Genomic DNA, 23,039 nt, shown 5'->3' on the forward strand with positions numbered 1-23,039 from the left:
TCGGTCCATGACTTAGATGCATCCAGTGCTGCTTAACGTACCAGCCAGCCTCCATCTACTGCTAAAATATGACCGTTCATGTAGTCGGAACCCTGACTCGCGAGGAAAACAACAACTCCCATTAAATCGGACGGATCTCCCCAGCGTCCGGCAGGAATACGCGACAAAATTTCCTGATTGCGGCTCTCATCCGCACGGATTGGAGCTGTGTTCGCTGTAGCAATATAGCCAGGAGCAATCGCATTAATCTGAACGTTATGAACCGCCAGCTCGTTGGCAAACGCCTTGGTCAAGCCAGCCACTGCGTGCTTACTCGCTGTATACGGCGGAACGAACTTTCCACCCTGAAAAGCAAGCATGGAAGCAACGTTGATAATTTTCCCGCTTTTTTGCTCAACCATCACCTTCGCCACTTCCTGACTCAGATGATATACAGCATTCAGGTTGATTTCCATGACAGCGTCCCAATCCTCATCCTTGTACTCCAGCAAAGGAGCGCGACGAATTGTACCCGCATTGTTAACAAGGATATCAATCTTGCCGAATTCCTTGACGCATTCTTCTACAATCTTCTTAATAGATGCTTTGTTCGTCAGGTCAGCTTTATAAAAGACAACCTTCACACCTGTAGGTTCCAGCAGACGTCTGGTTTCTTCATACTCTTCAATGTTAGCTACAATGAACAGATTAGCGCCCGCTTTGGCCAAAGCTACTGAATAGCCCTGTCCCAACCCCGTGTTGCCTCCTGTTACAATGGCTGTTTTGCCTTTCAGATTAAAAAAATCCAATGAAAAATTGTCCAGACCCATACTTACGCCTCCATCACAGTTTAATGTAAATCTATTTAGTTAAATAAATCTCCTTGCACTTTACAGCGCTGCACGAACTTCCTTATATTTAGCTACATAACGCGCAGCGTTCTCTGTGATCAGATCATAGCGGCCTTCCTTGGCTGGAGCCGTCAGATTGCCTCCAATTCCCACTGCGACACAGCCGTTGCGCAGCCAGGTCTCCATATTATCCAGATCAACGCCACCGGTTGGCATAATCTGCACATGAGGCATAGGGCCTCTGACTGCCTTGACAAAATCGGCTCCCATCGCACTGCCCGGGAACAGCTTTACTACATCACTGCCTAATTTCATGGCTTCCTTGATTTCATTCAGCGTCATACAGCCGGGCATATAAGGGATCGCGTACAAATTGCACAGCTTCGCTGTTTCTTCTTCAAAAGAAGGACTCACAACAAACTCCGCTCCAGCCAGAATAGCAATTCTCGCCGTCAGTGACTCCAGTACCGTTCCTGCACCAATAACTGCCCGATCCTTAAATTCGTCTCTTAATCTACGAATGACCTGATCCGCATCTGGCGTAGTAAACGTAAGCTCAATATTGTCCAAACCGCCTTCAATACAGGCTTTGGACATTTGATACGCTTCCTCCGCTGTGTTCCCCCGAATAACTGCGACAACACCAACCGAAGTGATATGCTCCAAAACTTTCCTTTTCGTCATGTTCCTGATCCTTTCCACGTATGGGATGGCAATGTTCCATTAGCCGCTTGCAAGTACCACGCTCCAATATGTCGGATTAACGCAACTCGCTCATGGCTACCTGATCCATGTCTTTGTAAGTTTTATTTTCACCGGCCATGCCCCAAATGAAGGTATAGCTGCCAGTAGCCGCACCACAGTGAATAGACCAAGGTGGCGAAATAACCGCTTCATCATTCTTCATCACCAGATGGCGTGTCTCGTTCGGCTCACCCATCAGGTGGAACATTCTGGCGTTCTCATCCAGCTCAAAATAGAAATACACTTCCATACGACGGTCATGAACATGTGTCGGCATGGAGTTCCATACGCTTCCGTTTTCCAGTGTCGTCATCCCCATAACCAGTTGACAGCTCTGAATGCCTTCATCATGGATAAAGCGACGCAAGGTGCGGTTATTGGCTGTTTCCTGTGCGCCCAGACTTTCAGACGGCACATCGGCAAAAGACTGCTTCGTTGTCGGGTACGTGGTATGAGCCAGCGCCGACACAATGTAAAATTTTGCAGGTTTTGAGCTGGAATCGCTTTCAAAGATCAACTCCTTGCCCCCTCTGCCTACATAGAGACAGTCTTTCGTGTTCAACTCGTAGGTTTCGCCGTCTACCTTTACAGTACCGCTGCCGCCAACATTAAAAATGCCCAGTTCCCGGCGCTCCAAAAAGGTTGCCGCCTTGATTTGATCGTTGCCTTCCAGCGCAACGGATTTATTCACGGGATGAATGCCCCCGATAATGACACGATCTTCATGCGTATAAACCAGCTTAACTTCCTCAGGCACAAACAGTTCCTGTATCAAATAGTGCTGACGCAGCTCTTCAGTCGTAAAATGCTTGGCATGTTCAGGATGAGTTGAATAACGCATTTCCATAAAAACATTCCTCCTGTTTAGATAAATTTTTTTATCAATGGGATTGTTATAAAAGCGGTTTCTAACTCTACTTCTTAGCTAGAATTGTAATAATTATCTAAGGGGGTGTCAACCCAATTCTTCACTATTCCTTGAAAAATCCTTAATATTCACGAACCTTTACACTTTTTTTACCGTTTGATAAACAAATTCATATTTTTTTATCTACATTATCCAAAAAGTTTTTAACAAATATATCAACTTCCTCATTGTGAAAAACCGATTTATGTGATAATTTCAATTTATTCAGTTGGTGCATACGCTTACAGATTTAGTTTACTAAACAAAGGAGGAATTTAGAATGACCGCAACATTGGATGCTGTTACCTTCGGAGAACCGATGGCCATGTTTTATGCCAATGAAGCAGGCTCTCTGGATGAGGTGCGTTCGTTCACCAAAGCGCTGGCCGGGGCGGAGACGAATGTTTCGGCCGGTTTGGCACGTTTGGGACTACGAGCGGGGCTCGTCACCAAACTAGGCGAGGATGCATTCGGCAAGTTCATTGCCGGGGCGCTGCGTCAGGAGGGGATCGACACCCAGAACGTCATGTTTACCAAAGACCATTCTACCGGGATGCTGATTAAATCCAAAGTTACAAGCGGGGACCCGGAGGTCGAGTATTTTCGCAGACACTCTGCCGCTTCCACATTAAGCATCGCCGATTTTAACGAGGCATACTTTGCCGGGGCACGCCACCTGCACTTTACAGGTATTTCTGTCGCCCTTTCTCCCGAATGTCGTGACTTCGCCCGACATGCGCGGCAGTTTATGAAAAAGGCAGGGAAAACCGTATCCTTCGATCCGAACCTCAGACCTAAGCTATGGCCTGATACGCAAACGATGGTGGAGGCTATTAACGAGGCATCTGAGGGTTGCGACTGGCTTCTGCCAGGCATTCATGAAGGTAAAATATTGACAGGCTACACTTCACCTGAGGATATCGCTTCTTTCTACCTTGACCGTGGTACTTCGCTGGTCATCATCAAGCTGGGGACGGAAGGCGCGTATTATAAATCCGCCGATGCAGAAGGATATGTGAAACGCTTCCGAGTGGAGCATGTCGTCGATACCGTTGGGGCGGGCGACGGCTTTGCCGCTGGTGTCATCAGCGCACTGCTGGAGGGATTGCCCCTGGCCGAAGCGGTCAAACGCGGCAACGCCCTCGGCGCACTGGCTGTCATGTCAGCCGGAGACATGGACGGCTATCCTACGCGATCCGAGCTGGAGTCCTTTTTGCTCGGCGCCAGCACGAATTAGGCAGGTTTTTTCCCCCTGTCTTTTCCTTCACCGCTGGTTCCACAAGCTCAACAAGGGTGAGTTAGGAAGCTTTGGATATAACTCAAATAACCCGTATTCACTTATGCGCGGCCTGAACAAGTATATTCAGGCTTGTAACGCAGACAGGAATACGGGTTATTTTTTTATGACGTGATATTAGAAGCTCACCTACAACGTTTTGACGGATTCGCCCCGGTTTAAATCAGGCACAAAGCGGTAAATGATTGGAACCGATTCGCCGCCCTCCTCGATGCTGGACAACAGCGTCTTTGCAGCCTGCTTTCCCATATCCGCAATCGGCTGCGTAATGGTCGTAATCGGTGGATTGTAAATATGGGCAAACTCTGCATCGTCAATTCCGATAATGGACAGCTCGGCCGGAATGCGTTTACGTCGGGCATTCACATATTTCAGCACCTCTGCCAGCACGATATCGTTCCCGGCCAACAGCGCAGTTGGCGGCTCCTGCAACTGAAATAGCTCCTCCAGCGTCTGCTGGATATTCTCCTTCGACACACTGCGCATGTACTCTTCCCGAAAGGGCAAGCCACGCTCTTCCAGCGCCTTTTTGTACCCGCTCAACCGCTCTACCCTTGGAGTAATCCGGTTCAGTCCCAGCGGCAGGGTAATCAGCGCGATCCGTTCATGATTATGGGCCACCAGCTCCTGGATCGCCAGCTTGACCGCCATTTCGTTATCCAGCAACAGGCTGCGCGTGTTCACACCGTCTACCAGACGATCCAAAAACACCAACGGGTACTTTTCACGAATGAGCTGGTTGTAAATATCCGCATGCTTGCCTGTCGGGAAAATAATCAATCCGTCCACCTGACGAGCCTTGAGCATCTCAATATACTGGCTCTCCTTGTCCGGGTTTTCGTCGGCGTTACAGATGATTACCTGAATACCAAAACGCTGCAATTCCTCCTCAATAGCCCGAATGGACTGGATCGACAGCGTGTAATCAATGTTGGCTACAATGACACCAACCATAAACGTCCGGTTCTGTTTTAAACTGCGGGCCAGCCCGTTGGGCTGATAATTTAATTCCCGAATGACCTCGGAAATCCGGTCTCTGGTCTGCTCGCTCATGTATTTATATCGTTTGTTCAGAAACTGCGAGACGGTGCTTTTAGACACTCCCGCCTTCTGGGCAACATCTTCTATCGTCGGTTTCTTCATGGATACGCTCCTTGTCCCTCATGTACTGCATGCACTGCATTAGTGCAACAAAAGTATATCTTTTTTTTAGTAAATTTACCATACTTCTATTTATGAATGCCATGATTAACTACTATTTACTCTCAGGGCAGCAAAAAGAGGCAGCTCAAGATGTTCTCTTGAACTACCTCCACATAATCATAAATATCCTCGAATCAGTGCACCGGAATCGGGGTTGCTGGTTGATCTGGTGTATCGTGCTCCACCAGCGCATGCTTTTCCCACAAGCGGCTTTTCCAGCGGACATACATAATGACAGCACGTGTCCATTCATCAGCAGCAATCGCCAGCCACACACCTGCCAGCCCCATATCCAGCTTGAACACGAGCAGATAACCGAGTGGCAGGCTCATGCAGACCATGGAGATCAATCCCATGAAGACTGGGAACTTGGCATCTCCTGCGGCACGCAACGAGCTAATAATGACGATATTCGTCGTTCGTCCCGTTTCCAGCAGAATACTAAGTAAAATCACCTGTGCCCCCAAGCGAATAATCTCAGGGTTTTCGGTGAATAGGCTGAGCAATGGCACGCGGAAAAAGATAATAATCACATCAATAATCACAGTCACCAGAAGCGCCCATTTTACACTGCTCATTACACGTTTATAGGCTGTATCTTTCTGTCTGGCTCCGACCAGCCTTCCGACCACGATGGCCGTCCCCATACCGACCGCCATACTGAACAAGTAGATATAGCTCGAAATGTTATTGGCATATTGACGGGTTGCCATCGCTTCTGCGCCCAAATAGGTCACGTACAGTGTAAAAATGAGCTGACACGACTGATACATGATGGATTCCAGCGCGGATGGCACACCAATACGCAAAATTTTAGCGATAAATTTTCTGGACAATTGGACGTAATATTTCCACTCGACACGCACCTCGGTTACGCGGTACATCAGCCAGAAGAAAATCAGGAGACACACAAAACGGCTGCCTACTGTAGAAATAGCTGCACCCTCTACACCAAGCGCAGGCATTCCCCAATGTCCGAAAATCAAAACATAGTTGCCGACCACGTGGATCACGTTCATCAGCACCGATACATACATCGTTTCTCGGGTAAATCCATGTGTACGAATGGTCGCCGCCAGCGCGTTAATCAATGCCTGAAGGAAAATGGCTCCCCCGACGATGCTCATATAGGATTCCGCATAAACCAGAATATCTCCCTGGACGTTAAGCCATTGCAGCATATGAGTACCAAACACGAGAAAAATCACGCTAAGTAAAAGACCTACCATTAAATTCAACGTAATAGCCGTACCCGTAACCTGGGCCGCTTCGACAAGCTTTTTAGAACCGATATATTGAGCTACGACGATAGCTGCGCCGTTGCCGATAACCTCCAGTACAAGGATAGCAATTGAAATAATTTGGTTGGACGCGCCTACACCCGACACGGCATTATCAGATACAGAACTAATCATGAACGTATCGACGCTGCCCATCAGCATAAATAGGAACAATTCAAGGAAAATAGGCCAGGTCAAATGGAACAAATTCAGTTCCTTGGCTTCGGACAATACCGACCCTTTTTTTAGTGCTCTGGTTGTCATTCATTCACCTTTCTTCATAGAATTATTTAACGAACAAAGGGTATGTTAGCACAGTCTTTCTGAAAATACATCCCGTTTGTGTAAAATGATTTGCAAAACGCGTAAGATTTCATTTATCACCTTCTTCACAATTGATTATCGAACTTTATTGAAACGCAGAAAGGTATAATAGAGTATGGGCCTGTGAGCATTGCCGCTGACAGGCTGCGCGGAGGGTTGTATACTGTTTACGTATGATTTGTGAATATATGAAATCGTTCGCCATCAAAGGCTTATATTGCAATAAAGGAGGCTTTTACAGATGACTCAATCATTTCAGGCCCTTGTGGTCGACCAGACACAGGACGGTGAAGTTCAAGCAGAGGTACGCTCTTTGGAAGCTGCCAGTTTACCTGCTGGAGAAGTATTGATTCGTGTCGCTTATTCCAGCATCAATTATAAAGATGGGCTTGCCGCCCGCAAGGATGGCAATATTGTCAAAGCCTATCCGTTCGTGCCGGGTATAGATTGCTCGGGAACCGTCGTCTCTTCGGAGGATAGCCGTTTCAGCGAAGGACAAGCCGTTCTCGTTACCGGATACGGGTTTGGTGTGTCTCAATTCGGGGGATTCAGCGAATATGCGCGTGTGCCTGCGGACTGGGTGGTTCCTCTTCCGGACGGACTCACGCCAAGAGAGGCCATGATTTATGGGACAGCCGGCTTTACCGCAGCCCTGTCGCTGCATCGGCTGGAGCAAAACGGTGTTACGCCGGAGCAGGGCAAGGTGCTCGTCACCGGAGCGACGGGTGGCGTAGGCGGAGCCGCGATTGCTCTGCTGGGCAAGAGGGGCTACCATGTTGTAGCCAGCAGCGGCAAAGCCGAGGCGCACGACTACCTCAAGGCGCTCGGAGCGGCTGAGGTGATCTCCCGCGATGAGGTCTACGACGGCGCGGAGAGCATCCGCCCACTGGGCAAGCAGCTTTGGCAAGCGGCCATTGATCCCGTAGGCGGAAAGCCGCTCGCTTCGCTGCTCAGCCAAGTCGCCTACAACGGCTCCGTTGCCGTGAGCGGTCTGACGGCAGGCACCAAGCTGCCTACTACGGTGCTGCCGTTTATCTTGCGCGGTGTCAGCCTGCTGGGCATAGACTCCGTCTTCTGCCCTTATGAAACACGCGTAGCGCTCTGGAAGCGGCTCGGCAGCGACTGGAAGCCAAAACAACTGGAGCAGCTTGTCGAGCGCGAAATCGGGCTGGCTGACCTTCCAAGCGCGCTGGAGGACATCCTCGCGGCCCGCTCGCAGGGCAGAACGCTCGTGCGATTGGCTGACTAAGCGGAAGTGTATTCACAAGCTATCCGTCAATGAAGTTGCACATAAAGGACTGTTCATTCCCTCGTGTCTAGCTTTGGAAAATTTAAGAAGCCTGTAAATCTGCAGTTTTGAGATTTACAGGCTTCTTTTTCGTTCTACCGTTACTTATGAATGGATGAGCAAGCAACCTGGATAAAACATGGTACATTTGGGGAAAAGCGAAATCCAGTCAACACGGACGTTTACTTTTCACAACAATGAACCTTTTTGGAACTCCAGTTGTTATATAGATAACCCGCACAAGAAAGGAGAGCGAATATTGGAAAGCAATCGAGAGCTGTTTGATAGATATCAACGGGATGTATATCGAACCTGCTACTATATGGTTCATGACCCGTCGGATGCAGAAGATTTGACGCAGGAAGTGTTTATCACCCTGTTTCGCAGCAATCGCGAACACATCGAACAACTAAAAGCCTGGATTATGAAAGTTACAGTAAACCATTGTCTGAATTACCTTAAACGCCGGAACAGCTTGCATACGAAGGTGTCAGCTAATCCCCATTTATTTACCGGGATCGAAAGCAAGCCTGTAGACAGGCTGGTGGAGGAGCGCGAATCCGCAGAGGAATGGGCTGTTTATATGAATCGTCTTCCAGCCAAAATCCGCGCGGTGCTGACACTTCGTTATATGTATGATTTTACTTTAGGGGAAATATCCGAGCTGCTGTCAATCCCACTGGGAACTGTCAAATCAAGGACGCACAAAGGACTTAGGTTAATGGAGCGAATACTGAGGGATGCAGGCGTACAGCTCCCCGAGTGGGAAGGAGACAACTATGAGCAAAATAGAAGAAACCTTGAAGCATAAACTAAATGAGGATGCGGGAGTTCCCTATCCCGATTTCGAGAACATGTGGAGCCGTATGGAACAGGCAGGGCATACCGCACCTACCACGACGTTCCATCCCGAAGCCGTTACCCCACGCCGACACAGAAACTGGCGCAAAATAGCTATTGCCGCCTCTCTAAGTGCACTTCTGGTTGCAGTTCCTGTCTATGCCGCCATCCACTACAACTGGGACAATCTGCTACGCGGAAGAAGTGGCATCCAGACAGCATTGAAGCAAAACCTTGGGCAACCGCTGGAGCAGTCCGTGACCAGAGACGGAGTGAAGCTAACGCTGCATACAGCTATTGTCGATGAGAATCGGACCGTGATCCTGTACAGCTTGGAGGTCGGAAAACGTGCAGACAACGAGTTTTGGAATGTTAAAGGTATGTCATTCAAAAAGGCTACGCAAAAAGGCAGTGACGGGGAGTACAACTTCCAACAGTGGGATCCGAAAAACCAGCGGTATAACGGATATTTTGAAAGCGATTGGACACCACAGCGGGAGACGGAGAACATGCAGCTGACCGTAGAGCATATGCAGCTTTACAGCATACAGGAAGTGGATTTGCCGCTCCATATCCAATCGCCTGAGCCGCAAACGTTCACGTTGGGTCGTGACGGATTGCACGACATTAAGGTACAAGCATTTGATCAAGGGAAGGACAAACTGATGCTATCCTCCGCAATTACCTTCGATTCGTCCATGCCAAAGAAATGGGATAATCCGCAGATCATGGCCTACAAGGGCGGAATCCCTGTGATGTCGCAGCCGGGAGGGGCTTTTGGCAAGCCTGGAGAGAATGGAGAATATACGGCACAACAGTATTTTAAGCGGAGTGATATACCGGAAGAACAGACCACCTACAAGCTACAGTATGCCAAAACGGAAAAAAGTATCGACGGGCCCATCGAATTTGATCTTCAGTTAAGCAAAAAACAAATGGAGAGCGGAACGATTAAAACCGTGCTGAATACCCCACTGGAGAAGGGAGATCCAAATTTTACGATGGAGCATATGCTCGTCACACCCACACAAATTCGTGTCACGGTCAGAAGTAAGAAAAAATTTGCCGATATCCCTTATCAAAAATACTCCCTTTCCGTGAACGGCAAGACGCTGGAGGGTAACCGATGGTCACCGCCTAATAGCGAACCTTATCTGACCACGATCCGTTTTGAGCGACCGTCCGATCTTGTCATTACCAAGGACTCCCCGGTTACCTTCACCGGGAAATACAAAGTAACGATACACTCAGATGATAAAACGCCGCTGCGTTTAACTCATATTTCCGATCAAAGGCAGACGCTGACCACACAAATCGGCGGCTATCCGGTGAACTGGACCTACTATAAACAAGGAGCGGATCTGTTCGTGGAAACCGATAGCGAGGATGCCCGTTTTGGTGGAATCAACCAGACCCATATTGGTCTGGGCAAAGAACGGATTATCGGCAAACCGATCACGACCAACTTCAACGGAGACGGCAACAACAAGGCGGTTGATGTCTACAAGAACTTCAAGGGGACCGAGGCTTCCATCTATATGTTCTACTACACGACGGACGACCCAGAGGCAGAGACAACTGTACCCTTACAGCCTCTGACGACCCAAAGCGAAGCATCTGAATAGTAATGCTATAAAAAGGGTGTCCCATATACCTGTGTGAACTGCGGTATATAGGACACTTTTTTCCAGTAAGCTGCGGTGGGCGTGGAGTATTCTATTTTCGCTTACTTCACGGAGCCTTGCGTAACGCCGTTGATGATCCATTTTTGTGCAATGAGATAAACGATAATCATCGGCAGCAAGGCCATCAGATACGAGGCAAAGGCCAGATTGAAGTCTGTATTGAACTGTCCCTGGAACACATACTGGACGAGCGGCAGTGTATACTGCTCCGGGTCGCTGATTATAATGAGCGGCAGCAGAAAGTCGTTATAGGTAGACAGGCAGGTGAGAATACCCACGGTAGCACTAATCGGTGCCATCAATGGAAAAATAATTCGCCAGAACGTACCCCATGTCGTCGCTCCGTCTACTGTAGCCGCTTCTTCCAGTGCCACCGGAATGGAACGGATATAGCCGACATAGACGAACACATTAAACGCCAGCCCGTACACCGTATGCAGCATAATCAGACCAAACAGATTGGTCATATGAAGTCCCGAGGCCAATTTAACAATCGGTAGCATGATGATCGGGAACGGAATGAACATAGCGCTCACAAAATAAAAATATAATCCTTTAAAAAAACGCCGCTGCATATTACGCGCAATCGCATAGGCGACCATAGAATTGGTCAACAGCGTCAACACTACCGTCGCTGTCGTGACCATCACACTATTCTGAAAAGCGCTGAAAAAGTTGGTCATTTCCACCGCACGACTAAAGTTTTCCCAATGCAGCTCGGTCGGAAAGGCAAAGACAGAATACGCCATCTGTTCAGGATTTTTAAACGCAATCGTTACCGTCATATAGAGGGGAAACAGGATAAATATCGTTCCCAACGCCACCAGAAGCAGTGCAGGCCAGTTGGTACGTCTGCTCGTTTTCATCAGTTATCCATCTCCCTTCTCTGGAGGAATCGCAGCTGCAAGATGGAAATCATCGCAATCACAATAAAATAAATGACAGAGTTTGCCGACTGATAAGCAAATTCCCCGCCTCTAAAGCCCCCTGTATAGATCAAGTGTGATATCGACTGTGTTGCCCGCCCCGGTCCACCGTTCGTCAAGGCCACGATCTGGTCGAACACCATGAGTGAATTTTTCATCGCCAATACCATATTGATCGTAAAAAACGGGGCAATCAGCGGAAAGGTAATACTCCAGAATTCACGCCATTTGCCTGCACCGTCCAAATTGGATGCCTCGTACAGACTTGTTGGAATGGTTTGCAGCCCGGCCAGATACAGAATCGTATTAAAGGCAATCCCCTGCCATACAGCTACGATCACAACTCCCACCCAAGCCAACTGTTCGCTGCCCAAAATGTTGGTCGACAAAGAGGTAATGCCTAAATTTTGCCCCCAAATCGTAAATACGTTCGAAAACAAGTAATTGAATATGTACCCGACAATCAGCACACTCAAAATATTAGGCAGAAAATAAATACCCCGGAAAAAGTTACGGAACCGTATTTTAGCATTCAGCCCCAGCGCAATCAGCAAACTGAGGACGTTAATCGCAATCGTGACCACAATGGCAAACTTGAAGGTAAACCAGTATGCGTTCCCCACATTATCGTCCTGAAACAGGTTGACATAGTTTTTGAACCCGACAAAGTGATATTGATGACCAAAGCCGTTCCAGTTCGTGAGCGAATAATAAAAGCCCTGCAAAGCAGGCAATGTCAAAAATATAAAAAACAACAGGACAGCCGGCACAGTCATCCAATAGAAAGCCGTTAGTCGCTTGTTCATGTCTTATCCTCCTCCCCTATCGGCGGTTAGCCACCTTATCCCATTCACTGTCCAGCTTCGCCAGATAAGCGTCGATGTCTCCGTTTTGCAGGAAGGCCTGCACAATGGAGTTTAACTGTACGGCTTTCGGAATATAATGATCGGCAAAATCAATGACACGCCCGGATTTAAAATACGGCAGCAGCTCCGCTACACTCGGATCATCCTGCGTGACTCCCTTCACCGCTGAAAACAGCGTTTGCTCCGTGATATACTGCTTGCTGTTCTCTGGCTTCAACAGGAAGGCAATAAACTCCTCGGCCTCTTTTTTATGCGGAGTGCTCTCCGAAACGGCTAACAGTGTATCTATACCGGACACCAGCTTGACAGCCTTTTCATCGTTCCCTGTCGGTAACGGGAAGAACCCAAGCTCCACCTTCGGGTTCGCCTTGCGGATTTCAGATATCGCCCATGAGCCCTGGATGTACATAAGCCCCTGTCCATTAGCAAAGGCACGGTTCCCATCCGCATAGTTTTTGCCAAAATTATCGCCATGTCCGTATTTCAGCAGCTCCAGTTGCTTTTCTGCCACCTCGCGGTACTTATCCTGAAAGGTGACCTGATTGGCACGCCGTTGCAGAAAAAAATCAATGCCCACCAGATTTGGGCCAAGCGCATTGAAGGGAAGGTTCGTCTGCCAATCATCTTTATATGTAAAATAGAACGGGATTTTGCCAGCAGCCTTGATCTTTTGTGCCGTTGCGATCAATTCGTCCCATGTTTTGGGCACCTGTAATCCCATTTCCTTGAAAAGTGTTTTGTTGTACATCACACCATTCGCATTGGCAGCGTAAGGAATTCCGTACACAGGATCAGCCCCGGTCACATCCTTGAGCATTTTGAGGTAGATTGGGTCCACGGTACGCGGCAGCTCCGTATTCGCCAAATCCGTAAAAATACCACTCTGGGCCAAAATGGAATAAGTATCGGTGGCCCCAAGCCCCACAATGTCAGGTACATCATTTTTGACAACCCGGGTCAGCAACACCGTCTCTGCCTCCGGCGGGTTGACCTGTGTCACTTCAATACCAGGATGCTCCTGATTGAATTGGGAGATCAGCTTATCGAAGGAACCCTTGGCCTCCGGCTTGTTCTGGAAAAATTCAATCTTCACCTTGCCTGACGTGTCGCCCTTATTGCATGCGCTTACAATAATCGCAATTAGAAGTATCGAAGCTAGTATTGACAGCCTCTTGCCCCATTTCCACATACTCCTACCTCCTTTTCCCCTATGTCAATCTATTGCGTGACTAGACAATTAATACCCGTCCCTTACGGAAAAGAAACGATGCACCCTATTTCAACATTACAATTTGTGGCATATGTATCCATTTCTAACATAAGATTAACTGGACTATAGAGGAGGAGGCGTTCGTTTGTGAGAGATTGGCGGTTATATGGTAAAAAGGTACTGGTATTCGCTGCAGTATTGCTGCTTTTTTCCGGCATTGGTTTGTTGAATGGAGGTAGATCATTTGCAGCCTCGGGGTTTTATGTAAGCGGAACCAGCCTGAAGGATGCTAACGGAAATACCTTTGTCATGCGTGGAGTGAATAACCCTCATATCTGGTTTGATACACAGGCCTATCAGGCATTGGATAGCATTGCGGCGACAAAGTCCAACACCGTTCGCATTGTGTGGCAAACGAATGGATCAGCACAAAGACTGGAGCAAATTATCAACCGCGCTAAACAGCTCAAGCTGATTTCCGTCGTTGAACTGCATGATGTTACGGGCAGCAATGACGCCAACCGTTTGAACGATATGGCCCGTTATTTCGCTGATCCAGCGGTAAAAAAAATACTGGCCGATAACCAGAAATACGTACTCGTGAATATCGCGAATGAGTGGGGTGACCACAACCTCACCGACGCCGCATGGCGAGACGCTTATAAAACGGCGATCACCACACTGCGCAACGCAGGCTTGCCGAATACAATTGTGATCGACGGCTCCGGTTGGGGACAATATGCTTCCCCGATTAAAGCCCATGGCGTTGAGCTATTACAGCATGATCCGAACCATAATTTGCTGTTCTCCGTCCATATGTACGCCAACTACAATGATTCCAGCAAAATCGGCTCCGAGCTGCAAGCCATTAAGGACAAGGGGCTGGCTGTAATCGTGGGCGAGTTTGGCTACAACTACAACAATGGCAACAACAATCTGGGCACCACCGTGAACCCTTATGAGGTCATGAAGCAATCCCAAGCCAAAGGCATTGGCTATCTGGCCTGGTCCTGGACGGGCAATAACAGTGAGAACGCATGGCTTGACCTTGTGAACAGCAGCGACTGGAAAACACCGACGGCATGGGGCAATATCATATTGAACGATGCCAACGGCATTAAGAACACCTCGAAGACAGCTTCGGTGTACTGAGGTAGAGTCTCAGAAGGAATTAATGTTAAAAAAGATCCAACCGATCCTCAAGCGGTCGATTGGATCTTTTTTAACTTTTATGATGTTCAGGCTACAAAGCCCTATTTCTAAACAATCTTTTTTTGCCATCGTGTAAAACTAATAATGATACTTACCAGAATTAATCCTCCTGCACACATCCAAAAATTAAAGGAGTTCTCTACTCTTAAAGCAAACCAGCGTTAATACCAAATAAAACACAAGTATGTAGAGTATGGCATCTGATGGGGGAGAGGCATCTGATGAACCATATTTAAAAAAAGTAGAGCTATGCGGGAAGAACAACCATCCTGTGAGTACACCTATAAGCAGGCTTGTCCCCATAAAAATGCCCGTCGAGGCTGATAGTGCGAGCAACTTGGCAAGCCAAAACTGAAAACGTCGATACGGTCGTAACATATATAGCCTATACGCTCCGGAATAGAGATCGCCGCTTAACTGATCCACATACAGAATGGGCAGGATTGCTGTAATTAGAAATAAAGCAACCTCACTCATCATCAGCCACGGCAGGTTCAGATTATTTACGGCCACAGTTCCTTCACCAAAACGTAAGACCTTCGTACCCGTTACTTTATGGCTACATATAATTACAACCACGATTAATATATAGGCTATATATAATAAAAGAGTGGATTTGCGATTCCAAATTCGTTCCATCTCACTTCGCCAGATTCTCAGCATGAAGAAATCCCCCTAATACAGATAATCATCGGTCACAAAACGGCGATATGCACCCCAAGTAAAAAAAATAATATATAGACTAACAACGGTGACAATGGCTCCATTCACAGACAAGTTCCCCATTAAAGACCTATCTAATCCTGTATGCTGCATAAACGGAATAATCATAAACGTGATTACATTGTATAAATAGGGTATATGAGAAACGAAAGAGGCCAATTTTAAATACAATGAATCAAACAACAGAGAGCCCAGATTGTATACCATACAAACACCGATGGCATACGTTACACTCTTGCTGTGCATAGCGACAAAGCAGTAGAAGGAGCTTATTGCTAATAACGAGGCAAGCGCCCAACCATAGTATTCAAGCATCTGTAGTCCTTGAGATCCGGACAGCCCCGCATCACTTATATCATATGAAAGAGTCCATACTTCAACAATCACCTGCGAGGATATTGCAAATGCAATGAGAAGAAGCAAGATAGAAGCATTCAAAACAAGTAACTTACTCCAGAAAATCTGACCGCGGGTAAATCGGCGCATAAATAACAAACGCAGTTGCCCGCTTCGAAATTCCTCTGTGTATATAGCTGCAGCTAAAGCAGCCACAGCTATGTTGCATGCTAAAAACAAATTCTCACGCAGACCAGTAACGACAAAGTTTAAGGATAATACCTCTACAGGGACCTTCATCGTGCGCAAAAAATATACTCCTGTCGAATAGGCTAGCATCGGTGTACATAAAACCATGAGCCAGAACCACTTTCGTCTCCATAATCGCTCGAACTCACTGTATATTAATAGCTTCATAGTCCCATTAATCCCATAAAGGCATCCTCCAGCCGTTGGCCTTCCTTTACCAGTTGATCAGCAGGCCCCTGCCAAACCAGCCTGCCTTCTTTAATTACAATGAGTTCGTCACACATCTGTTGCAATTCATCCAACAGATGACTGGAGATAAAAAAGGCATAATTCGCTGAATCACGCAAATGAAGCACAATATCTCTCAATTCCCTCATCCCCATGGGATCAAGCCCATTGGACGGTTCATCCAGCAATAGAAGTTCAGGAGCACCCAGCATGGACTGCGCAATGCCTAGCCTTTGCTTCATTCCCAGGGAATAGGTTTTCACCTTGTCATCCCCCCGCGTTTCCAGCCTCACCTTTGTAAGCAACTCTTCGATATGTATCTCCCGATCTGAGGGCGCAATTTCAGAGTGCAACCGTGACAAATTACGCAGAACCTGCCTGCCTGTCATATAATCAAAAAAGACCGGAGATTCAATAATAGCACCCACCTTGGACAGCGCCTTTTCCCGATCTGTGTGTACATCATATGAAGCTATCTTTACAGAGCCGCTGGTTGGCTGCATTAATCCAGTCATAATACGCATCATTGTTGTTTTGCCTGCTCCATTAGGCCCAATAAATCCATATATCTTTCCTTTCTGAAGCTTAAATGAAACATCATCCAATAAATTTCTTTTCCCCATTTTTTTCATTACTTGACTGACCTCCAGTAAGGAGTCCGACATACTATCCCCTCCATCCACAAGCAAATCACAAAATAGTTCCAACGGTGCATTTGATATGTAAAATCTTTATTGACAACATAAACTTCATTTAACAGTGCCTCATATTATTTATACAGATTAAAAAATATCACATGTTGCGAAATGTAAACAACTTTCTTTATATGTAAAATAAAAATATAACAATTCATTAATACTAATTATTTTAATAAATGGTTATTAAATTACCGATAATGATGACTTTACACAGCAAGAGGGTAGCCCCTCGGTGAACGTTCCACCTCAGGGCTACCCTCTATATAAAATAAACCGTTGTCTATTTAGTAACTAGCCTACCACTTATGACAATTCAATCCACTCGCCGAGCAACGTGTCCAGCTCCGCTTGCAGTCGCTCACGCGCATCCCACAGCTCCGCCATGCGTGCAGTGTCGTCGCTTGTGCCGAGCTGCTCTAGCTCGGCATCCGCCGCCGCCAATTCCGCTTCCTTGGCGGCAATCGCCCGCTCCAGCCGTTCGCTGGATACGGCGGGCGGCCGGAACGGCTTCGCGGCCTTCGCTCCGCGTGCCCCCGTGCCAGCGGACGACCCGCCACCTGCGGCGGGCGAGTCCAAACGGCCTGCCGCACTCGGACGCGTGCGGCTCGCATCGGCCCCGGCTGGCACTTCTGTCCGCGCAGCCGAAGCCGTCCCATTGCTGGCTGCACTGACAGGTGCAGCCCCGCCCAAGCCAGAGCCGCCACCTGCGGCGGCTTTGCTTCCGGATGCCGTGCGTGCCCCGGCATCTCCTGCGCTCAGGAAGCGGGCGTGTTCCAGCTCCCGCTTCTTCGCCCGGTATTCATCGAAGCCGCCCAGATAAGAGGCCAGCTTTCCGTCCTCCAGCTCCCAGACGCGCCCGGCCAGCTTGTTCACAAAATAACGATCATGCGAAATCGCCAGCACGGTTCCCGTGTAACTGTCCAGCGCTTCCTCCAGCGCCTCGCGTGAGTCGATGTCCAGATGGTTGGTCGGCTCATCCAGCACCAGCAAGTTCGGCTTTTTCATAACCAGCAATGCCAGCCGTAAGCGGGACCATTCTCCACCGGACAGCATGCTAACAGGCTTAAACACATCTGCTCCGTAGAACAAATACTTCGCCAGCAATCCGCGTGCCTCACCTTCCTCGACACCCGCTTCTTCCTTGAAGTACACAAGCACGGTCGCACGGCTATCCCGCTCTCTTTCCTGCTGTGCCAAATATCCATACTCCACACGTGCGCCCCATTGCACCATGCCTGCATCCGCGCTCTCCTGACCGAGCAGCAGCTTGAGCAGCGTCGTTTTTCCCGAACCGTTATCTCCTAGCAGAGCGACCTTTTCGCCGAATTCCAGGCTTCCTGTAGCACCTTTTAATATCTGGCGCTCCCCGTAGGCTTTGGCCATTTCTTCGAAATGCAGCACCCGCCGACCCGAACGGTCCTCCAGCCTCAAATTAAACTCAGCCCCTTGCGGGTCCAGTACAGGCCGCTTCACCAGTTCCATGCGCTCTAATGCTTTACGGATCGAGTTCGCTTTTTTAAAAAACTTTTCGTTGTCGCCATTGCGGCCCCACTCTTCAAAACGCCGAATGGCCTCCTTCATCTTCTTGATCCGCTTTTGCTGTTCCTTATAATCCTCAAATTGCAGCAGCAACCGTTCTTCCTTTTCCTTGACGTAGCCACTGTAATTCGTATAGTACGTAAACGCCTCGCCATCCTCCAGCTCAATCATCTTGACGGCAACCCGATCCAGAAAATAACGGTCATGGGATACAACAACACATGCGCCCGTATAGCCTTGCAAAAATTGCTCCAGCCATTCCAGACCTTTTAAATCCAAATGGTTGGTCGGCTCATCCAGCAGCAACAGATCCGGTCGTCCGATCAGCTGGGACGCGAGTGCAATTTTCGTTTTCTCACCGCCGGACAGCGAACCGAAGCTGCGTATATACATCGCTTTGGGAATACGCAGCCCGTCGGCTACCTGATCGATATTCGCATCCATTTCATAGCCGCCATTGCGCTCAAACCGTTCTTGCAAGGCAGCATACGATTGCAGCAGCTTTTCCAAACGATCCGCATCCGTGGCTACAACCGGATCAGACATTGCACGCTCCAGCTCGCTCATCTGATTGCGGCAATCCTTCAGCTCACGATAGGCGTAAGCCAGCGTTTCGTACACGCTCAAGTGTTCAAACTCCGCCGGGATTTGTGGCAAATAGCCGATTTTCGTATCCTTGGCGATGACGAGCTGTCCTTCATTCGGTCGGGACAAACGCGCAATGAGGCGTAACAGGGTGGTTTTACCGCTTCCGTTGCGACCGATGAGTCCCACCTTTTCCCCCGTATGAATATCAAACGATGTACCGTCCAGAATCAGATTGGCACCGTGGTATTTTTTCAATTGTTGACCGTTCACGATATACATGTTTAGGCTCTCCTTTATTTAGGAAGACCCTCACCTGGGCAACACAAAAAGAGCCGCAGGAGCTAGTAGCCCGCGACTCTTTGGATGGTACAGCAATCCGTTTGAGTTAAGGTAGGCGTCTTCTCGCGATGTTTACAACCGTATAATTAAAATTGGACAGACTTCTCCCGTTGTACGGAAAAGTATGCATAATGCCAGCCATAGCAATCGGCAGCTGGCTAATACGGTTGTTCAGCATCTCGTGATTCACCTACCTCACCTCCTTCTTCATAATTGTGTGTAGTATAGCATAGTTTCCCGCCTTATAAAAGAGGGCGATGTCGTATCGAGCTATAAAATGGATTGGTGCCCGTGCCCACTAACTGTTTGGGCTATTCCGGTTCTGGTAATCGAAAATACGCCGCATACAAAAGCTACAATCACAAAAGCCCCGCCTACCCAGGCATTCGTAGCAACAGATTCGCTATGCTCAATCACCGCACCACCCAGGGCTGACCCGAGAGCAATCCCGATCTGGAGAGCGGAGAAATTGAAGCTTTGCTGAATACTACCCGATTCAGGGGCATTTTCGATGAGATAGCTCTGCATCGGCGGGGACAAGGCCCAGCTTAATATACCCCAAACGATCAGCAACAGCGCAAATACATACATCGAGTGAATCGAGAATGGCAGCAAGAACATCACGGCGATAAATACGCCCACAATAATCAAAATACTTTTCGCTGTGCCAAAACGATCCGCCAACGAGCCGCCAATAAAACCGCCCCCAACGGCCGAAAGTCCAAATACAAAATAGGCGACACTAATCCACGATGCGTTCAAGCCCATCATGTTCTCCAGAAATGGAGTGAAATACGCATATAGTGTGTAATGACCCGCCAACGTCAGCGTAGTTACTAGATGGGCACTGATCACTTTAACATTTTTCAAGGATTTCAGTTGCTCACGCATCGGCACGGCATGTTCCGTCGGAATCCGTTCCATAAACAAGTTCATGACGATCATAGCAACTACCGTCAACACGGCGATAATTAGGAACAGCACCCGCCAGCCAAACGCATTTCCAATCAGCACCCCGGCTGGGATACCAAGCACAATGGACGAGCTTACCCCCATGGAGATAACACCGAGAACCCGGGCCTGATAAGCCTTGGACACCACTTTGACAGCAATCGTCAGCGATAACGTTACAATCAGCGATCCACTTGCGGCGGTAACGATACGGGATATAAATAAGACTGCATAATTCGGACTCCAGAAGGCCAACAGGCTTCCCAGAATAAAAATAAACATTGACCATAGGTACAGCCTTTTTCGTTCAATTCTGGCGGTCAGTGCCAATAAAGTCGGCCCGGCAATAGCGTATACGAGCGCATAGATCATAATAAGCTGGCCCGCCGTGCTTACGGAGACATTCAAGTCCTGTGCAATCTGCGGCAGAACGCCACCGATAATTAACTCCACCAGCCCGACCGTAAAGGTCGCAATCGTCAAAATAACTACTTTAAAGTTCATTACATAAGCTCCTTTGCTGTCATGTAAATCCCTCGTATCACGCAAAAAAATCCTGACCACAAGAAATGTACAAGACGCACATTTTTTGTAATCAGGATTTATCGGTTCCTGGTAGAGACCCTCAAACCATATTATTGAGGTTATACAAATGGGACATTCATTGATCACGCATCACGAAGGTTATAGATATTACTATAAAGGAGCCTAACCCGAAGTTCAACCCCCTAAAGCTGTAAAAATTCGTTCATGGCGTGATCCGACAGATGCGGTAAGTATTCATGACCATATTCGTGATAAAGAAGCATTTCCTTGTCCGATACGATTTTATTGTACACCGCATATTGTGTGGAGGGTGGGCAAACCGTATCCGACAACCCCGTCACAAATAGCACCCGACCACGAATACGATCTGCCAAATGTTGAATGTCGATGTAGCCTAATCGGTGAAATAGCTCTTCCTCGCGCACATGATTTGGATCGAACCAGCGAAAATAATACACCAGCTCCTCATATGCGGATGTGGTGGCATCCAGCCCCCAGGCTCTTTTATAGTCCGACAGGAACGGATATACCGGAACCGCTGCACGCACACGTGGCTCCAATGCAGCGCAGGCAACCGTTAATGCTCCCCCTTGGGAGCAGCCGAATGCGCCGATTCGATCAGGATCTACCTGCTTCATCGACATCAGAATGCGCACCGTCTGCACTGTATCCAGAAATACATTGCGGTAATACAATCGGTCCGGGTCCGGGTCGTCAACCCCCCGAATCATATGCCCGCGAATTGTCGTTCCCTGAACCTGCAAGTTATCCTCGGACAGCCCCCCTTGCCCCCGGCAATCCAGGGCCAGCACGGTGAACCCGTGCGCGGCATAGCTCACCTTGTCGAACCAGTCGCCGCTGTCACAGGAGTATCCGTGGAACATGGCCAGAGCCGGGCCTTTTCCCGTAACCTGTTTGGGCCGGGCAAGCTTGCCATGAACCTTCGCTCCGCCTACCCCCGTAAAATACAGATGGTAGCACTCCACTAGCGGAGAGACAAAATCGGCTGGCTCCAGCGTGTAATCTAGCGGCTGCTGCTCCAGCTCCTGTAAGGCCCGCTCCCAGTATGAATCAAAATCCGACGGCTTCGGGCTACTGCCCGTATACGACTGCAATTGCTGTAAAGACATATCCTCCGGCATTCGTCATTCCCTCCTACATCCGGCCTGACTCACGGTCGTCTGCAACCACTTCATCCGTTGCGATGACATACTTCATCATGTCGGACACTGTCGTGTATGCAACACCTACATACGTATCGGCGGCTCCATAATAAATCGCAATCCGTCCGGTGTCCGCATCATGCAGCGTAGCACACGGGAACACCACATTCGGCACAAAGCCCCTTTCTTCGTACCATTCCTCCGGGGTCAGCACGAAATTGGAGGAACGATATTTAACCTTGGATGGATCATCCAGGTCAAGAACAGCTACTCCCATGCTGTATACCAGCCCATTGCACGTGCCCGTCACGCCGTGGTAGAACATGAGCCAACCCTCGGTCGTCTCAATCGGAGCCGGTCCGCCGCCAATCTTCACTGATTGCCACCAGCCCTGTCCGCCCTTGCTCATCACATGACGGTGCTTGCCCCAATACACCAGATCCGGACTTTCACTGAGAAAAATATCGCCAAATGGCGTATGACCGCTGTCACTCGGACGAGATAGCAACACATAGTTTCCGTTTAGTTTGCGGGGGAATAGCACACCGTTGCGATTAAACGGCAGGAATGGATTTTCCAATCGTACAAAGCTTTTAAAATCCTTCGTTTGCGCTATCCCCAACGCCGCACCGTAAAAATCTGTACACCAGATGATATAATAGGTGTCCTCCACGCGAACCAAACGCGGATCGTATGCATAATTAGGCTGGTAGTCATTCCCTTCCTCATCAACCAAATGCAGCCGCTCCGCTTCAATGTCCCAAGCCAGCCCGTCGTCACTCCAGCCCAGATGCAAATGCGGGCGTCCATTAATCGTTTCGGTCCGAAACACCCCCACAAACCGTCCCTCATACGGGGCTACTGCACTATTGAAAATACGGGCAATGCCCGGCACCGGATTCCGTCCAATGACCGGATTCTCCGTATGTCTCCATACCGGAGCTTCGCTGCCTACAGGTTTATCCTGCCACGGCATTTCCGGTAGGCTGTCTCCTACAATTCGTACGTTACCTGCATCCAGATCTACATTCAATTTACTCATACGTATACTCTCCTCTCACCGAGAC

21 protein-coding genes and 1 riboswitch are annotated in these 23,039 nt (G+C 48.6%); of the genes, 5 read left to right on the forward strand and 16 right to left on the reverse strand.

The features are described from left to right. Positions 1-32 precede the first annotated feature (32 nt). From kduD to kduI, 3 genes are all read right to left on the reverse strand, one after another. Positions 33-809, reverse strand: a complete 777-nt coding sequence (gene kduD, locus HPL003_RS05570; protein WP_014278647.1) for a 2-dehydro-3-deoxy-D-gluconate 5-dehydrogenase KduD — start codon at positions 807-809, stop codon at positions 33-35. A 60-nt stretch (positions 810-869) separates the two neighbouring features. After that, positions 870-1,514 (reverse strand): bifunctional 2-keto-4-hydroxyglutarate aldolase/2-keto-3-deoxy-6-phosphogluconate aldolase, encoded by a 645-nt coding sequence (locus HPL003_RS05575; protein WP_014278648.1) that lies wholly within the window; start codon positions 1,512-1,514, stop codon positions 870-872. A 76-nt stretch (positions 1,515-1,590) separates the two neighbouring features. Next, positions 1,591-2,421 (reverse strand): 5-dehydro-4-deoxy-D-glucuronate isomerase, encoded by an 831-nt coding sequence (kduI, locus tag HPL003_RS05580; protein WP_014278649.1) that lies wholly within the window; start codon positions 2,419-2,421, stop codon positions 1,591-1,593. A gap of 340 nt (positions 2,422-2,761) precedes the next feature. Between kduI and HPL003_RS05585 the strand changes: the two genes are divergently transcribed. Beyond that, positions 2,762-3,718: a sugar kinase gene (locus HPL003_RS05585; RefSeq protein WP_014278650.1), complete on the forward strand. Its 957-nt coding sequence runs from the start codon at positions 2,762-2,764 to the stop codon at positions 3,716-3,718. 189 nt (positions 3,719-3,907) lie between these two features. On the opposite strand, the gene HPL003_RS05590 is transcribed toward HPL003_RS05585, so the two are convergent. Both HPL003_RS05590 and HPL003_RS05595 read right to left on the reverse strand, forming a co-directional pair. Continuing rightward, positions 3,908-4,921, reverse strand: a complete 1,014-nt coding sequence (locus tag HPL003_RS05590; protein ID WP_014278651.1) for a LacI family DNA-binding transcriptional regulator — start codon at positions 4,919-4,921, stop codon at positions 3,908-3,910. Between the two features lie 194 nt (positions 4,922-5,115). After that, positions 5,116-6,525: an MATE family efflux transporter gene (locus tag HPL003_RS05595; RefSeq protein ID WP_014278652.1), complete on the reverse strand. Its 1,410-nt coding sequence runs from the start codon at positions 6,523-6,525 to the stop codon at positions 5,116-5,118. A 301-nt stretch (positions 6,526-6,826) separates the two neighbouring features. On the opposite strand from HPL003_RS05595, the gene HPL003_RS05600 reads away from it, so the two are divergent. The 3 genes from HPL003_RS05600 to HPL003_RS05610 all read left to right on the forward strand — a co-directional run bounded on the left by HPL003_RS05600 (position 6,827) and on the right by HPL003_RS05610 (position 10,338). After that, positions 6,827-7,834 carry an acrylyl-CoA reductase family protein gene (locus tag HPL003_RS05600; RefSeq protein ID WP_014278653.1) on the forward strand — a complete coding sequence of 336 codons (1,008 nt, stop codon included), beginning with the start codon at positions 6,827-6,829 and terminating at the stop codon, positions 7,832-7,834. Between the two features lie 298 nt (positions 7,835-8,132). Further along, complete coding sequence (locus tag HPL003_RS05605) at positions 8,133-8,684, forward strand: RNA polymerase sigma factor (RefSeq protein ID WP_014278654.1); 552 nt, start codon at positions 8,133-8,135, stop codon at positions 8,682-8,684. Continuing rightward, positions 8,653-10,338, forward strand: coding sequence for a DUF4179 domain-containing protein (locus tag HPL003_RS05610; RefSeq protein WP_014278655.1), 1,686 nt, complete (start codon positions 8,653-8,655; stop codon positions 10,336-10,338). Before HPL003_RS05605 ends, HPL003_RS05610 begins: the two co-directional genes overlap by 32 nt. Before the next feature lie 101 nt (positions 10,339-10,439). Here the strand turns inward: HPL003_RS05610 and HPL003_RS05615 are convergent, their stop codons facing one another. The 3 genes from HPL003_RS05615 to HPL003_RS05625 are packed head-to-tail and all read right to left on the reverse strand — an operon-like array spanning position 10,440 to position 13,379. Next, on the reverse strand, positions 10,440-11,264 hold the full coding sequence (locus tag HPL003_RS05615) for a carbohydrate ABC transporter permease (protein ID WP_014278656.1): 825 nt from the start codon (positions 11,262-11,264) through the stop codon (positions 10,440-10,442). After that, positions 11,264-12,130: a carbohydrate ABC transporter permease gene (locus HPL003_RS05620; RefSeq protein WP_014278657.1), complete on the reverse strand. Its 867-nt coding sequence runs from the start codon at positions 12,128-12,130 to the stop codon at positions 11,264-11,266. Before HPL003_RS05620 ends, HPL003_RS05615 begins: the two co-directional genes overlap by 1 nt. 16 nt (positions 12,131-12,146) lie before the next feature. After that, positions 12,147-13,379 (reverse strand): ABC transporter substrate-binding protein, encoded by a 1,233-nt coding sequence (locus HPL003_RS05625; protein WP_014278658.1) that lies wholly within the window; start codon positions 13,377-13,379, stop codon positions 12,147-12,149. A 168-nt stretch (positions 13,380-13,547) separates the two neighbouring features. Here HPL003_RS05625 and HPL003_RS05630 point away from each other — a divergent pair, with 168 nt between their 5' ends. Next, positions 13,548-14,552 carry a cellulase family glycosylhydrolase gene (locus tag HPL003_RS05630; RefSeq protein WP_014278659.1) on the forward strand — a complete coding sequence of 335 codons (1,005 nt, stop codon included), beginning with the start codon at positions 13,548-13,550 and terminating at the stop codon, positions 14,550-14,552. 186 nt (positions 14,553-14,738) lie between these two features. On the opposite strand, the gene HPL003_RS26995 is transcribed toward HPL003_RS05630, so the two are convergent. The 8 genes from HPL003_RS26995 to HPL003_RS05665 form a co-directional block, all read right to left on the reverse strand. Continuing rightward, the gene (locus HPL003_RS26995) at positions 14,739-15,275 is read right to left on the reverse strand and encodes an ABC transporter permease (RefSeq protein ID WP_014278660.1); all 537 of its coding nucleotides are present in this window, start codon (positions 15,273-15,275) and stop codon (positions 14,739-14,741) included. Between the two features lie 12 nt (positions 15,276-15,287). After that, the gene (locus HPL003_RS05640; RefSeq protein ID WP_081473694.1) at positions 15,288-16,088 is read right to left on the reverse strand and encodes an ABC transporter permease; all 801 of its coding nucleotides are present in this window, start codon (positions 16,086-16,088) and stop codon (positions 15,288-15,290) included. Beyond that, a complete protein-coding gene (locus HPL003_RS05645; RefSeq protein ID WP_014278662.1) occupies positions 16,085-16,813 on the reverse strand; it encodes an ABC transporter ATP-binding protein in 729 nt (242 codons plus the stop codon). The genes HPL003_RS05640 and HPL003_RS05645 overlap by 4 nt, the downstream gene beginning before the upstream one ends. 336 nt (positions 16,814-17,149) lie before the next feature. Then, positions 17,150-19,252 carry a ribosomal protection-like ABC-F family protein gene (gene abc-f, locus HPL003_RS05650; RefSeq protein WP_014278663.1) on the reverse strand — a complete coding sequence of 701 codons (2,103 nt, stop codon included), beginning with the start codon at positions 19,250-19,252 and terminating at the stop codon, positions 17,150-17,152. A 106-nt stretch (positions 19,253-19,358) separates the two neighbouring features. Continuing rightward, positions 19,359-19,502, reverse strand: a complete 144-nt coding sequence (locus tag HPL003_RS29130; RefSeq protein WP_014278664.1) for an RAxF-45 family protein — start codon at positions 19,500-19,502, stop codon at positions 19,359-19,361. 80 nt (positions 19,503-19,582) lie between these two features. Then, positions 19,583-20,767: an MFS transporter gene (locus tag HPL003_RS05655; RefSeq protein WP_014278665.1), complete on the reverse strand. Its 1,185-nt coding sequence runs from the start codon at positions 20,765-20,767 to the stop codon at positions 19,583-19,585. 68 nt (positions 20,768-20,835) lie between these two features. After that, positions 20,836-20,935: riboswitch (purine riboswitch) on the reverse strand. Between the two features lie 56 nt (positions 20,936-20,991). Further along, complete coding sequence (locus HPL003_RS05660) at positions 20,992-21,951, reverse strand: acetylxylan esterase (protein WP_014278666.1); 960 nt, start codon at positions 21,949-21,951, stop codon at positions 20,992-20,994. A 13-nt stretch (positions 21,952-21,964) separates the two neighbouring features. Next, a complete protein-coding gene (locus HPL003_RS05665; protein WP_014278667.1) occupies positions 21,965-23,014 on the reverse strand; it encodes a glycoside hydrolase family 130 protein in 1,050 nt (349 codons plus the stop codon). Positions 23,015-23,039: the final 25 nt, after the last annotated feature.

This window comes from Paenibacillus terrae HPL-003 (genome assembly GCF_000235585.1).
GTDB lineage: Bacteria > Bacillota > Bacilli > Paenibacillales > Paenibacillaceae > Paenibacillus > Paenibacillus terrae_B.